The organism is Kluyvera georgiana (assembly GCF_050990895.1).
Classification (GTDB): domain Bacteria; phylum Pseudomonadota; class Gammaproteobacteria; order Enterobacterales; family Enterobacteriaceae; genus Kluyvera; species Kluyvera georgiana.
Genome location: NZ_CP158865.1, coordinates 4504643 through 4517245, shown reverse-complemented (window position 1 = coordinate 4517245; position 12603 = coordinate 4504643). Strand labels below are relative to the sequence as shown.

The following is a 12603-nucleotide window of genomic DNA, read 5'->3' as shown; positions in this document are numbered from 1 at the left end:
TGGCAAAGGGCAAAATTTTAACACATCACCTCTTCTTATGGCCCAGCGGCATTGTGCTGTTCTAAGCCGGTATTTCAGCGATTTATCGCGATTCGTATCGGGTACGAAATTTTTTTTAGGGTGACCCCTTGAAGGCCAAAATAACCATCCCCATCTCTCTGGCACTAGCCGGAAAACCGTGTACGGCCCGGCGTCACCCATAACTGATAATGACTTTCTCAAAGGAGAGCTATCAATGAGTATTCGTCCGTTACATGATCGTGTGATCGTCAAACGCAAAGAAGTTGAAACCAAATCTGCTGGCGGCATCGTTCTGACCGGTTCTGCGGCAGCAAAATCAACTCGTGGCGAAATCATCGCTGTCGGTAAGGGCCGCATCCTGGAAAACGGAACCGTGCAGCCGCTGGACGTTAAAGTTGGTGACATCGTGATTTTCAACGATGGCTACGGCGTGAAATCTGAGAAGATCGACAATGAAGAAGTGTTGATCATGTCTGAAAGCGACATCCTGGCAATTGTTGAAGCGTAAGAGCTACGCGCGAACGAATTTGAGGAATAGAAGAAATGGCAGCTAAAGACGTAAAATTTGGTAACGACGCTCGTGTGAAAATGCTGCGCGGCGTTAACGTACTGGCAGACGCAGTTAAAGTGACCCTGGGCCCGAAAGGCCGTAACGTAGTGCTGGACAAATCCTTCGGCGCACCGACCATCACTAAAGATGGCGTATCCGTAGCACGTGAAATCGAGCTGGAAGACAAGTTCGAAAACATGGGCGCGCAGATGGTGAAAGAAGTGGCCTCTAAAGCGAACGACGCTGCAGGCGACGGTACCACCACCGCAACCGTACTGGCTCAGGCTATCATCACCGAAGGTCTGAAAGCTGTTGCTGCGGGCATGAACCCGATGGATCTGAAACGTGGTATCGACAAAGCTGTCGCTTCCGCTGTTGAAGAACTGAAAGCGCTGTCCGTACCGTGCTCCGACTCTAAAGCCATTGCTCAGGTTGGTACTATCTCCGCTAACTCCGACGAAACTGTAGGTAAACTGATCGCAGAAGCGATGGACAAAGTCGGTAAAGAAGGCGTGATCACCGTTGAAGACGGTACCGGCCTGGAAGACGAACTGGACGTAGTAGAAGGTATGCAGTTCGACCGCGGCTACCTGTCCCCGTACTTCATCAACAAACCGGAAACCGGTGCTGTTGAACTGGAAAGCCCGTTCATCCTGCTGGCTGACAAAAAAGTTTCCAACATCCGCGAAATGCTGCCGGTTCTGGAAGCCGTTGCGAAAGCAGGCAAACCGCTGGTTATCATCGCTGAAGACGTTGAAGGCGAAGCGCTGGCGACTCTGGTGGTCAACACCATGCGCGGTATCGTGAAAGTCGCTGCTGTTAAAGCACCGGGCTTCGGCGACCGTCGTAAAGCGATGCTGCAGGACATCGCAACCCTGACCGGCGGTACCGTTATCTCTGAAGAGATCGGTATGGAGCTGGAAAAAGCTACCCTGGAAGACCTGGGTCAGGCTAAACGCGTTGTGATCAACAAAGACACCACCACCATCATCGATGGCGTGGGCGAAGAAGCTGCGATCCAGGGCCGCGTTGCTCAGATCCGCAAACAGATTGAAGAAGCAACTTCTGACTACGACCGTGAAAAACTGCAGGAACGCGTAGCGAAACTGGCTGGCGGCGTTGCGGTAATCAAAGTCGGTGCGGCGACCGAAGTTGAAATGAAAGAGAAAAAAGCACGCGTTGACGATGCCCTGCACGCGACCCGTGCTGCGGTAGAAGAAGGCGTGGTTGCTGGTGGTGGTGTGGCGCTGGTTCGCGTCGCGGCTAAACTGGCTGGCCTGACTGCTCAGAACGAAGATCAGAACGTCGGTATCAAAGTTGCGCTGCGCGCAATGGAAGCACCGCTGCGTCAGATCGTTTCCAACGCCGGTGAAGAACCGTCTGTTGTGGCGAACAACGTGAAAGCGGGCGAAGGTAACTACGGTTACAACGCGGCAACTGAAGAATACGGCAACATGATCGACTTCGGTATCCTCGACCCAACTAAAGTTACCCGTTCTGCTCTGCAGTACGCGGCTTCCGTTGCTGGTCTGATGATCACCACCGAGTGCATGGTGACCGACCTGCCGAAAGGCGACGCGCCTGATTTAGGTGCTGCTGGTGGTATGGGCGGCATGGGCGGTATGGGCGGCATGATGTAATCGTGCGCTATACCCCATAGAAACAAGAAACCCCCGGGCAGAAATGCTCGGGGGTTTTTCTTTTGGTCATCTTTTAGGTATAAGGTTTACACGCGGACGACATGCGTCCAGCTCATTGATTGTGGGGAATAACATGCAGGTAAAATTTTTAGCAGGGATTGTCGGCGCGGCATTGCTGTTAGCGGGCTGTAGCTCTACCACCGAGCTGAGCTCAGCCGGTCAGAACGTGCGCTTTGTCGAAGATAAGCCGGGTGCAGAATGCCAGCTGCTGGGCACTGCTAACGGTGCGCAGAGTAACTGGCTTTCCGGACAGCAGGGCGCAGAAGGCGGCTCAATGCGCGGGGCGGCAAACGCGCTGCGTAACCATGCGGCCGAAATGGGCGGCAACGTGATTTACGGTGTCAGCAGCCCGACGCAAGGCATGCTCTCAAGCTTCGTGCCGACCGACAGCGAAATGAACGGTCAGGTCTATAAGTGCCCGAACTGATTCACGCGTAGCGCCCCCGTCACGCTTTCGGGGGCGTAGTGCATCAGGCTTTTTCTGCGCTTTGCTGTAGCTGATACAGCGCCTGCATACAGGCATCCGCCGTGAAGGTTTTACGTTTGTCAGAAGAGAGCGCTCTGACAAAAACCTGGCACGGTAAGCCCGCTATTTTCTTCAGCCTTGGGCTGCAGTCTAACAGTCGACGGGTGACGGCTTCGACGTCTTTAGTGCCCGGCTTGCTGCGCGTTTTAATCACCGTCCCGCTAAACTGCGTTTTCCCTTCGGTATCGGTGTAACGATAGACAACCGCCAGATGGTGAACAAACAGATTGCGTTTCCAGGCCTGATGGTCGTAAGAGTCATATTCCAGATTACCGCCTGCCTTGCAGTCCACGTTGTATAGCGGCAGGAAATCCAACATGGAAGAGATACGCAGCGAGAGCTCGTTCATCCCCGCGTTATTGATGGCATGGACCATCACGGTCACCATCAGCTCGATTTGCAGCAGATCAACGACCAGCTCGACCTTTTTGCCGGAGTGCAGCGTCAGGGTAAATGTCTGGGATTCATGGTCATCATGCGTGAGTGAGATTGCGTTGACGCGCAGATTCACGTCGGCATGCTCCAGTACTTCACGTTGAAGCGCCGGGATATTCTGGTGCATTTTCTGGGCGGCTTTATCGCGCGCCTTTTCGTAGCGGCTGCGCTCGTCTGCGTTGAGCTGTGGGATCTGTGCGAGGCGGGATTCGAGGGCAATAAACAGGTCTTTCAGGACGATAGCGGGCAGGAAGAAAAGAGACTCTTTGTTACGCGGCTCTTTCACTTTCAGGGCCAGCGCAATGAAATTATTTTCCTGACGAATGATGCCTGCGTTAATACCTTTGATGGAAATAGACAAACGGTTCTCCTTAACCATTTTTTAGTTAAATGTAGTTATTTAACTTATTGATTTGGTTTATTTTTAATGCGTTCTGAATCGTTAAAATAACACAGGCATCAGTGATGTCCAAAAAAAGGCAGACCGAAGTCTGCCTCTTTATCTCGTCTATCGCTGACGTAGCTGGAGATCCAGCGGCGTTTTACTTGGCTCACCGCCAATTTCCCGCGCCAGCTTTGGCACCATATAGCCTGAGACCAGCGTCAACAGTTCCCGCATAATCTCGCGCGCTTCGTCATCGCTGACGAGGAAATGCGCTGCACCCTGGACTTTATCCAACACGTGCAGGTAATAGGGCATCACACCGGCATCGAACAGCGCGTTACTGAGGTTTGCCAACGTTTGAGCATTATCGTTCACGCCGCGCAGTAGTACGCTCTGATTGAGCAACGTCACGCCGATACGGCGTAGGCGCGACATGGCTGTACGGAACTCAGCGTCGATCTCGTTGGCGTGGTTGATATGGTTCACCAGCAAAATCTGTAACGGTGAACGTTCGAAACGTGCGACCAGCGTATCGGTGATGCGCGCCGGAATGACGATCGGCAAGCGGCTATGGATACGCAGGCGCTTAATGTGCGGAATGGCTTCCAGTTGGGTGAGTAGCCAGTCGAGCTCGTGATCTTTCGCCATCAGCGGGTCGCCGCCGGAGAAGATGATTTCGTCGAGCTCAGGATGCGCGCTCACGTAGTCCAACGCCGCCTGCCAGTTGCGTTTATTACCCTGATTTTCGGCATACGGGAAGTGACGACGGAAACAATAGCGACAATTTACCGCGCAGCCGCCTTTGACCAACAGCAGGGCGCGGTTATGGTACTTGTGCAGCAAACCGGGTACGACGCTGTGCTGTTCTTCCAGCGGATCGGTGGAGAATCCCGGCGCGGTCACAAATTCTTCTTGTGCCGTAAGTACCTGACGTAAAAGAGGATCGTCAGGGTTTCCTTTCTCCATGCGCGCGACGAACGCACGCGGTACGCGCAGGGCAAAAAGACGCTTAGCCTCACGGCCTGCGAGCAAATTTTCATCGGCGTCTATATTCAAAAGACGGAATAGTTCATCCGGATCGGTGAGAACATCGGCAAGTTGCATCAACCAATCTTCTCTGGATGGGGTATTTAGGGTTACAATATGCGCCATTTTGTGGCTTAGCTACCATTTAACAATTTCAGAGGGCCTTATGGCGACTTACTATAGCAACGATTTTCGTGCTGGTCTTAAAATCATGATGGACGGCGAACCGTACGCGGTTGAAGCCAGTGAATTCGTTAAACCAGGTAAAGGTCAGGCGTTCGCACGCGTTAAGCTGCGTCGTCTGCTGACCGGTACCCGCGTTGAGAAAACCTTCAAGTCTACCGATTCCGCTGAAGGCGCTGACGTTGTAGATATGAACCTGACTTACCTGTACAACGACGGTGAGTTCTGGCACTTCATGAACAACGAAACCTTCGAACAGCTGTCTGCTGATGCGAAAGCGATTGGTGATAACGCGAAGTGGCTGCTGGATCAGGCCGAGTGCATCGTGACCCTGTGGAACGGCCAGCCGATCGCCGTCACTCCGCCGAACTTTGTTGAACTGGAAATCGTGGAAACCGATCCAGGTCTGAAAGGTGACACCGCAGGTACTGGCGGCAAGCCGGCGACCCTGTCCACTGGCGCAGTGGTTAAAGTTCCGCTGTTCGTCCAGATTGGCGAAGTGATCAAAGTTGATACCCGCTCCGGCGAATACGTATCTCGCGTGAAATAATTCATGCTTTGATCCGTTCGGCGCAGCAGCCCTGCTGCGCCAGCCATCCCCCTTTCGTTTTGCCGCTTCGTCTTAGTCTGAAAAAAATCGCTCAAATCCAACATCCTGAGTGAAGTTGTCTATGCTTATGAAGCAAGATAACGAAAACTGGCTCTTAAGGATGACATTATGGTGAAAAAAGCGATTGCAGCATTTTTTACGGTTCTGGTTCTCTCCTCTGCCCTGACCGCCTGTAATACGACACGAGGCATTGGTGAGGATATTTCAGACGGTGGTAGCGCGATTTCTGGGGCAGCAACCAAGGCGCAGCAATAAATCCATAGCGACGGTACAACAGCATGTTGTACCGTTGTTTTTCGTGTCCTATACTGCCTGTGTTTTTTCTAACACCTTGCGGGACGACCCGTAAGCGTATCTCTCATCCGGGGACGGCCCCATCGTTATGGAGCCAACTATGTCCTGGTTAATTCTCTTTATTGCTGGTCTTCTTGAAGTGGTCTGGGCCGTTGGCCTGAAATATACCCATGGGTTTAGCCGGCTGGTGCCGAGCGCGATTACCATCGTGGCGATGGTCGCCAGTATGGCGCTGCTGTCGTGGGCGATGAAAAGCCTGCCGGTGGGCACCGCCTATGCGGTCTGGACGGGAATTGGCGCGGTAGGCGCGGCGATTACCGGTATTCTGCTGCTGGGTGAGTCCGCCAGCCCGATGCGTATCGCCAGCCTGGCGCTGATTGTGGTGGGGATTATTGGCTTAAAGATCAGCGCACATTAAGGTTCAGGCGGCCATCGTAGGCCGGATAAGGCGTAGCCGCCATCCGGCAATCTGCGCCAGGCCTGTAGGCCTGATGGCGCTGCGCTTATCAGGCCTACAGGCCTGGCGCAGCGCTCACTGCGTTAGATAAACAGCACGCCGACCAGCGTCACCACCGTCAGAATGGCTGCCAGACCGTAGAATACCCATTTGCCGTTAGGCACATGGATTTTCAGGTCATGCATCGCATGGTGAATACGGTGTAAACCGCACCACAGCGGCAGGACGATCATCAGGAAGATAAACGCGCGGCCAATCAGGCTCTGAGCGAAGCCCAGTACGCGCTCGTAGCTGAACGCATCGCCGGAAGCCATTAGCGGCAGCAGGATGCCAACCAGCAGCACCATGACCGGCGCGATGATTGCGCTCCACATGCCGCCCGCGCCGAACAGGCCCCAGAAAACCGGCTCATCAGAACGTTTTGGATTAGGGTTAATCATGCCAGTCTCCTTACCAGAACAGGGCGATAAACAGAATCACCACGCTGACCACGGCGGTCACCACCCAAAGCCCTTTGATAATCGGCTCCGGCCCCATTTTCTCGCTTTTCACGATGATATTGGCGGCTTTCGGCGCCAGTTCAAACCAGGTTTTGGTGTGCAGCAGCGCGGCGGCCAGGGTAATCAGGTTTAGCACCACTACGATTGGGTTTTGCAGAAAGCCCACGTAACCCGCCCAGCTTTCCGCGCCGTGCTTCAGTGCAAACAGGCCGTAGATCAGTACGATGCTGAACCACACCGTTGGCACCGCCGTGCCTTCACGCAGCATATAGAAGCGATAAAACGGCAGCTTTTTCCACCAGGTGGACGGCATTGGCCGTACATAGGGTTTGCGTTTAGTCGTCATCATGCACTCCTTAGCGTGGTTTCAGGGTAGCGATAAGAAAGTCTTTCGAGCTTTCCACTTTCCCCTGCTGAATAGCGGCGGCCGGATCGACGTGTTTCGGACACACTTCAGAGCAGTAGCCAACAAAGGTACAGGTCCATACGCCATTCTGGCTGTTCAACTGCGCCATGCGTTCTTTCTTACCGTGGTCGCGGCTGTCTTCGTTGTAGCGATGCGCCAGGGTAATCGCCGCCGGGCCGATGAACTCAGGGTTCAGGCCAAACTGCGGGCAAGCGGCATAGCACAGACCACAGTTGATGCAGCCGGAGAACTGATGGTACTTCGCCATCTGCGCCGGGGTCTGGGTATTCGGCCCCTGTTCCGGCGTGCGCGGGTTGCCAATAATATACGGCTTGATGGCCTCCAGACTCTCGATAAAGTGGGTCATATCGACCACCAGATCGCGCTCGATCGGGAAGTTAGCCAGCGCTTCGACCTTTATGCCTTTCGGATATTCACGCAGGAAAGTCTTACAGGCGAGTTTCGGCACCTTGTTGACCATCATGCCGCAGGAGCCGCAGATCGCCATACGGCATGACCAGCGATAGCTCAGGTCCGGCGCGAGGTTATCTTTGATGTAGCCCAGCGCGTCAAGCAGCGAGGTTTGCTCATCGTAAGGCACTTCATAGAAGGCGCTGTGCGGCGCGCTGTCCACTTCCGGGTTGTAGCGCACGATTTCAACTTTTAACTTTTGCATCTCAGCCATTCGCCGTCTCCTTCTTCTCGGCCGCTTCGGCTTCCGCGCCGTACACGCGTTTTGCCGGTGGCAAGGTCGTTATCTTCACATCGCTGTAGTCGAGGCGGGTGGTGCCATCGGCGTCGCGGAAGGCGAGGGTATGCTTGAGGAAATTGACGTCATCACGTTCGGTGCAGCCTTCGTCCAGACGCTGGTGCGCGCCACGGGACTCTTTACGCGCCATAGCCGAGTGCGCCATACATTCGGCGACGTTCAGACCGTGACCCAGTTCAATGGTGTAGAGTAGGTCGGTGTTGAACACGCTGGAGGTATCGGTAATGCGTACGCGTTTGAAACGCTCCTGTAGCTCGGCCAGCTTATCGATGGTTTTCTGCATCAGCTCTGGCGTACGGTAGATACCGCAGCCTTCTTCCATCGACAGGCCCATTTCATCACGGATTTTCGACCAGTTTTCGTTGCCTTCCTGGTTCACCAGCGCTTTCAGGCGGCTTTCAATGTCGCTGACCTGCGCGTCCAGCGCGCTACCGTTGGCTTCACCAGCTGTGGCCGCGCGAGCCATCGCCTGCTCACCGGCCATGCGGCCAAAGACCACCAGTTCCGCCAGCGAGTTGGAGCCGAGACGGTTAGCACCATGTAGGCCTACGGAGGAACATTCGCCGACGGCAAACAGCCCTTTAATGCGGGTTTCACACTGCTGGTCGGTTTCGATGCCGCCCATGGTGTAGTGCGCGGTTGGACGGACAGGAATGGGATCTTTCACCGGATCGACGCCCACGTAGGCTTTCGCCAGCTCGCAGATAAACGGCAGACGCTCCAGCAGCTTTTTCTCGCCGAGGTGGCGCAGATCGAGGTAGACCACGTCGCCGCGCGGCGTCGGCACGGTGTTGCCTTTGCGCCATTCGTGCCAGAAGGCCTGGGAGACTTTGTCGCGCGGACCCAGTTCCATATATTTGTTCTTCGGCTCGCCGAGCGGGGTTTCCGGGCCCATGCCGTAGTCCTGCAGGTAGCGGTAGCCGTTTTTGTTGACCAGAATACCGCCTTCACCACGGCAGCCTTCGGTCATCAGAATGCCGGAACCCGGCAGACCCGTTGGGTGATACTGAACGAATTCCATGTCGCGCAGCGGGACGCCGTGGCTTAACGCCATGCCCATACCGTCGCCGGTGACGATGCCGCCGTTGGTGTTATAACGATACACGCGGCCCGCGCCGCCGGTCGCCATGACCACCGCATTGGCGCGAATCTGCACCAGCGTGCCTTCCATCATATTCATCGCCACCAGGCCACGGGCCTGACCGTCGTCGACCAGAATGTCGAGGACGAAGTGTTCATCAAAACGCTGGATTTGCGGGAACTGCAAGGAGGTTTGGAACAGGGTGTGCAGCATATGGAAGCCGGTCTTGTCGGCGGCAAACCAGGTGCGTTCAATCTTCATTCCGCCGAAGCGGCGAACATTAACGCTGCCATCAGGACGGCGGCTCCACGGACAGCCCCACTGTTCTAGCTGGGTCATTTCGGTTGGGCAGTGGTGGACGAAGTAATCCACGACATCCTGTTCGCAAAGCCAGTCGCCGCCGGCGACAGTGTCGTGAAAATGGTACTCGAAGCTATCATGGTCCTGTGCAACGGCGGCGGAACCGCCTTCTGCGGCCACGGTGTGGCTGCGCATAGGATAAACTTTTGAGATCAAAGCAATTTTGGCTTTCGGGTTGGCCTGAGCGGCTGCGATAGCAGCGCGTAGTCCCGCTCCACCTGCGCCTATAATGGCAAGATCGGCTTGAAAGGTTTGCACGACATTCCTCCAGATTATTGTTATTTCACAACACGCTACGTGGGGGGATATCACGTGGCCTGCGCAAAAACGTTTCCACTGCTCCTTTATGGGTAAAGCAGTATACCCGCCGGGTTGATGGGGAAATTTGATGTGTTCGATTTTTTTGTCGTTATGTGCGCTTTATTTATCACTGTAGCTGATGAATTACGTTCTGGAATTACCTAAGGAAATCTTCTGTTCCGCCTGGCGAGAAATTACTGAGCAATATTTGTGTCATGTGCCGCTTGCGGGTAGACTTCGTGCCCTTGTCTGAAATCGGAGAAAAAACCATGAGCGAGACGGCAACCTGGCAGCCGAGCGCATCCATCCCTAACCTGTTAAAACGCGCGGCATTGATGGCGGAAATCCGTCGCTTCTTTGCCGATCGCGGCGTACTGGAGGTGGAGACGCCCTGCATGAGCCAGGCGACGGTGACTGACGTACATCTGGTCCCGTTTGAGACGCGTTTCGTCGGTCCGGGTCATTCCCAGGGGATGAACCTTTATCTGATGACCAGCCCGGAGTACCACATGAAGCGCCTGCTGGCTGCGGGATGTGGTCCGGTATTTCAGCTGTGCAGAAGTTTTCGTAACGAAGAGATGGGGCGTCACCATAACCCGGAATTCACCATGCTGGAGTGGTATCGTCCGCACTTCGATATGTATCGCCTGATCAACGAAGTGGACGATCTGCTGCAGCAGGTACTGGAATGTCAACCGGCGGAAAGTCTCTCTTATCAGCAGGCGTTCCAGCGCCATCTGGAAATTGACCCGCTGTCGGCGGATAAAACCTTGCTGCGCGAAGTGGCGGCGAAGCTCGACCTGAGCAACGTGGCGGATAACGAAGAAGACCGCGATACCTTACTGCAACTGCTGTTTGCCTTCGGCGTTGAGCCGCATATTGGCAAAGATCGCCCGACGTTCGTTTATCACTTCCCGGCAAGCCAGGCATCGCTGGCGCAGATTAGCGCTGAAGATCATCGCGTTGCTGAGCGCTTCGAGGTGTACTTTAAAGGGATGGAGCTGGCGAATGGTTTCCACGAGCTGACCGACGCTCGCGAACAGCAACAGCGTTTCGAGCAGGATAACCGCAAACGCGCCGCGCGCGGCCTGCCGCAGCAGCCTATCGATCAAAACCTGCTGGATGCATTGGCTGCCGGTCTGCCGGACTGTTCCGGCGTGGCGCTGGGCGTTGACCGTCTGATCATGTTGGCGCTGGGCGTCGAGACGTTGTCCGAGGTGCTGGCGTTTAGCGTGGATCGGGCATAAGTTCGATAACTTCCTATTTTCCAAAATAAAATGGCGCTTTATGCGCCATTTTGCAGTCATATCATCCCTAAATCCCTCTTATGGTCACAAGAAAGTTCTGGTTATTTGCTATCATCCGGCCAGCACATTCTCGCGTCGATTTCCCCACTGCCTTGTCTCTGACAAGTTTGCAGTGCGTAGCCCTGTCGACGTGTAAAAAAACGATCCAGAGTTAAGGGAAGGTCAAATGACCCCATCAATAAAAAAGATGAGCCTGATCGGTCTCATCCTAATGATATTTACGTCTGTTTTTGGTTTTGCCAATAGCCCATCCGCGTTTTACCTGATGGGATATAGCGCCATCACCTGGTATATATTTTCAGCATTATTATTTTTTATTCCATTTGCCTTAATGATGGCTGAGATGGGGTCGGCCTACCGCAAAGAAGAGGGCGGGATCTATTCCTGGATGAATAACAGCGTAGGCCCACGCTATGCGTTTATTGGCACCTTTATGTGGTTCTCTTCTTACGTTATCTGGATGGTCAGCACTTCCGCGAAAGTGTGGGTGCCGTTTTCAACCTTCCTGTTTGGTTCGGACATGACCCAGCACTGGGGCGTTGCGGGGTTGCAATCGACCCAGGTCGTGGGCCTGCTGGCCGTCATCTGGATGGTCCTGGTCACCACCGTGGCGGCGAAGGGTATTAATAAAATCGCCCGTATTACCGCCGTGGGCGGTATCGCCGTGATGTGTCTTAATTTAGTTTTATTGTTAGTCAGTATTGCGATTTTGTTATTAAACGGCGGTCACTTTGCCCAGCCGATTAATTTCACCGCTTCACCAAACCCTGGTTACCAATCTGGCCTGGCGATATTATCGTTTGTGGTCTTCGCCATCTTTGCCTACGGCGGTATTGAAGCGGTGGGCGGTCTGGTGGATAAAACCGATAAGCCGGAAAAGAACTTCGCCAAAGGGATTGTATTCGCTGCAATTGTTATTTCTATCGGTTATTCACTGGCGATTTTCCTGTGGGGTGTGAGCACCAACTGGCAGCAGATTCTCAGCGACCGTTCGGTGAACCTCGGCAATATTACCTACGTGCTGATGACCAGCCTCGGTTCTACGCTGGGTAACGCGCTGCACCTGTCGCCGGAAGCGGCGGCAACCGTCGGCGTGTGGTTTGCACGCATTACCGGGCTGTCGATGTTCCTCGCCTATACCGGCGCATTCTTTACCCTCAGCTATTCACCGCTGAAGGCGATTATTCAGGGCACGCCGAAGGCGCTGTGGCCGGCTTCCATGACGCGGCTGAATGAAAACGGCATGCCGTCGACGGCAATGTGGATGCAGTGCGTGCTGGTGAGTCTGTTTATCCTGCTGGTGTCGTTTGGCGGCGATACCGCATCGGCGTTCTACAACAAACTGACGCTGATGGCGAACGTGTCGATGACCTTGCCGTACCTGTTCCTCGCGCTGGCCTTCCCGTTCTTTAAAGCGCAAGCGGGCCTTGAGCGTCCATTCGTGATTTTCAAAACCAAAGTCTCGACGCTGCTGGCAACCAGCGTGGTGGTGCTGGTGGTGACTTTCGCCAATATCTTCACCATTATTCAGCCGGTGATCGAAGCAGGGGACTGGAGTAGCGCAATGTGGATGGTTGGCGGGCCGATCTTCTTCTCGCTGCTGGCGATGGCGATTTATGAAAACTATCATCGCCGCGTCAACGTTCAGCCGAGTCTGGCGACGGAATAATGCCCGATGGCGCTACGCTTATCG

At 54.4% G+C, this 12603-nt stretch carries 14 protein-coding genes; 8 read left to right on the top strand and 6 right to left on the bottom strand.

What is annotated here, in order from left to right:
• Positions 1 to 235 precede the first annotated feature (235 nt).
• From ABTW00_RS21430 to ABTW00_RS21420, 3 genes are all read left to right on the top strand, one after another.
• Positions 236 to 529 (top strand): co-chaperone GroES, encoded by a 294-nt coding sequence (locus ABTW00_RS21430; RefSeq protein WP_003855929.1) that lies wholly within the window; start codon positions 236 to 238, stop codon positions 527 to 529.
• A gap of 35 nt (positions 530 to 564) precedes the next feature.
• Positions 565 to 2211, top strand: coding sequence for a chaperonin GroEL (gene groL / locus ABTW00_RS21425; RefSeq protein WP_064546803.1), 1647 nt, complete (start codon positions 565 to 567; stop codon positions 2209 to 2211).
• Between the two features lie 133 nt (positions 2212 to 2344).
• The gene (locus ABTW00_RS21420) at positions 2345 to 2698 is read left to right on the top strand and encodes a DUF4156 domain-containing protein (RefSeq protein WP_064546805.1); all 354 of its coding nucleotides are present in this window, start codon (positions 2345 to 2347) and stop codon (positions 2696 to 2698) included.
• A 43-nt stretch (positions 2699 to 2741) separates the two neighbouring features.
• Here ABTW00_RS21420 and yjeJ read toward each other — a convergent pair whose 3' ends face one another.
• The gene (gene yjeJ, locus ABTW00_RS21415) at positions 2742 to 3593 is read right to left on the bottom strand and encodes a YjeJ family protein (protein ID WP_433637498.1); all 852 of its coding nucleotides are present in this window, start codon (positions 3591 to 3593) and stop codon (positions 2742 to 2744) included.
• A gap of 147 nt (positions 3594 to 3740) precedes the next feature.
• A complete protein-coding gene (gene epmB / locus ABTW00_RS21410; RefSeq protein WP_433637496.1) occupies positions 3741 to 4769 on the bottom strand; it encodes an EF-P beta-lysylation protein EpmB in 1029 nt (342 codons plus the stop codon).
• A 40-nt stretch (positions 4770 to 4809) separates the two neighbouring features.
• On the opposite strand from epmB, the gene efp reads away from it, so the two are divergent.
• From efp to sugE, 3 genes are all read left to right on the top strand, one after another.
• Positions 4810 to 5376, top strand: a complete 567-nt coding sequence (gene efp / locus ABTW00_RS21405; RefSeq protein WP_003855940.1) for an elongation factor P — start codon at positions 4810 to 4812, stop codon at positions 5374 to 5376.
• A gap of 168 nt (positions 5377 to 5544) precedes the next feature.
• Complete coding sequence (gene ecnB, locus ABTW00_RS21400) at positions 5545 to 5691, top strand: lipoprotein toxin entericidin B (protein ID WP_035894229.1); 147 nt, start codon at positions 5545 to 5547, stop codon at positions 5689 to 5691.
• A 139-nt stretch (positions 5692 to 5830) separates the two neighbouring features.
• On the top strand, positions 5831 to 6148 hold the full coding sequence (gene sugE / locus ABTW00_RS21395) for a quaternary ammonium compound efflux SMR transporter SugE (RefSeq protein ID WP_064546813.1): 318 nt from the start codon (positions 5831 to 5833) through the stop codon (positions 6146 to 6148).
• A 122-nt stretch (positions 6149 to 6270) separates the two neighbouring features.
• Here the strand turns inward: sugE and frdD are convergent, their stop codons facing one another.
• Genes frdD through frdA form a run of 4 tightly spaced genes read right to left on the bottom strand, consistent with a single transcriptional unit; the run spans position 6271 to position 9561 of the window.
• The gene (gene frdD, locus ABTW00_RS21390; RefSeq protein ID WP_064546815.1) at positions 6271 to 6627 is read right to left on the bottom strand and encodes a fumarate reductase subunit FrdD; all 357 of its coding nucleotides are present in this window, start codon (positions 6625 to 6627) and stop codon (positions 6271 to 6273) included.
• Between the two features lie 10 nt (positions 6628 to 6637).
• The gene (frdC, locus tag ABTW00_RS21385; RefSeq protein WP_064546818.1) at positions 6638 to 7033 is read right to left on the bottom strand and encodes a fumarate reductase subunit FrdC; all 396 of its coding nucleotides are present in this window, start codon (positions 7031 to 7033) and stop codon (positions 6638 to 6640) included.
• 10 nt (positions 7034 to 7043) lie between these two features.
• Positions 7044 to 7778: a succinate dehydrogenase/fumarate reductase iron-sulfur subunit gene (locus ABTW00_RS21380; protein ID WP_064546820.1), complete on the bottom strand. Its 735-nt coding sequence runs from the start codon at positions 7776 to 7778 to the stop codon at positions 7044 to 7046.
• Positions 7771 to 9561 (bottom strand): fumarate reductase (quinol) flavoprotein subunit, encoded by a 1791-nt coding sequence (gene frdA / locus ABTW00_RS21375; protein WP_064546822.1) that lies wholly within the window; start codon positions 9559 to 9561, stop codon positions 7771 to 7773. Before frdA ends, ABTW00_RS21380 begins: the two co-directional genes overlap by 8 nt.
• A gap of 311 nt (positions 9562 to 9872) precedes the next feature.
• On the opposite strand from frdA, the gene epmA reads away from it, so the two are divergent.
• Both epmA and yjeM read left to right on the top strand, forming a co-directional pair.
• Complete coding sequence (gene epmA / locus ABTW00_RS21370; RefSeq protein ID WP_065356629.1) at positions 9873 to 10850, top strand: elongation factor P--(R)-beta-lysine ligase; 978 nt, start codon at positions 9873 to 9875, stop codon at positions 10848 to 10850.
• A gap of 226 nt (positions 10851 to 11076) precedes the next feature.
• A complete protein-coding gene (gene yjeM, locus ABTW00_RS21365) occupies positions 11077 to 12579 on the top strand; it encodes a glutamate/gamma-aminobutyrate family transporter YjeM (protein WP_064546826.1) in 1503 nt (500 codons plus the stop codon).
• The last annotated feature ends 24 nt before the right edge of the window (positions 12580 to 12603 follow it).

Excerpts from the sequence above, each read along its gene's own strand:
- sugE (WP_064546813.1), top strand. The coding sequence starts at position 5,831 with ATGTCCTGGTTAATTCTCTTTATTGCTGGTCTTCTTGAAGTGGTCTGG.
- epmB (WP_433637496.1), bottom strand. The coding sequence starts at position 4,769 with ATGGCGCATATTGTAACCCTAAATACCCCATCCAGAGAAGATTGGTTG.
- epmA (WP_065356629.1), top strand. The coding sequence starts at position 9,873 with ATGAGCGAGACGGCAACCTGGCAGCCGAGCGCATCCATCCCTAACCTG.
- frdC (WP_064546818.1), bottom strand. The coding sequence starts at position 7,033 with ATGACGACTAAACGCAAACCCTATGTACGGCCAATGCCGTCCACCTGG.
- ABTW00_RS21430 (WP_003855929.1), top strand. The coding sequence starts at position 236 with ATGAGTATTCGTCCGTTACATGATCGTGTGATCGTCAAACGCAAAGAA.
- ABTW00_RS21420 (WP_064546805.1), top strand. The coding sequence starts at position 2,345 with ATGCAGGTAAAATTTTTAGCAGGGATTGTCGGCGCGGCATTGCTGTTA.
- efp (WP_003855940.1), top strand. The coding sequence starts at position 4,810 with ATGGCGACTTACTATAGCAACGATTTTCGTGCTGGTCTTAAAATCATG.
- groL (WP_064546803.1), top strand. The coding sequence starts at position 565 with ATGGCAGCTAAAGACGTAAAATTTGGTAACGACGCTCGTGTGAAAATG.
- yjeM (WP_064546826.1), top strand. The coding sequence starts at position 11,077 with ATGACCCCATCAATAAAAAAGATGAGCCTGATCGGTCTCATCCTAATG.
- ABTW00_RS21380 (WP_064546820.1), bottom strand. The coding sequence starts at position 7,778 with ATGGCTGAGATGCAAAAGTTAAAAGTTGAAATCGTGCGCTACAACCCG.
- ecnB (WP_035894229.1), top strand. The coding sequence starts at position 5,545 with ATGGTGAAAAAAGCGATTGCAGCATTTTTTACGGTTCTGGTTCTCTCC.
- frdD (WP_064546815.1), bottom strand. The coding sequence starts at position 6,627 with ATGATTAACCCTAATCCAAAACGTTCTGATGAGCCGGTTTTCTGGGGC.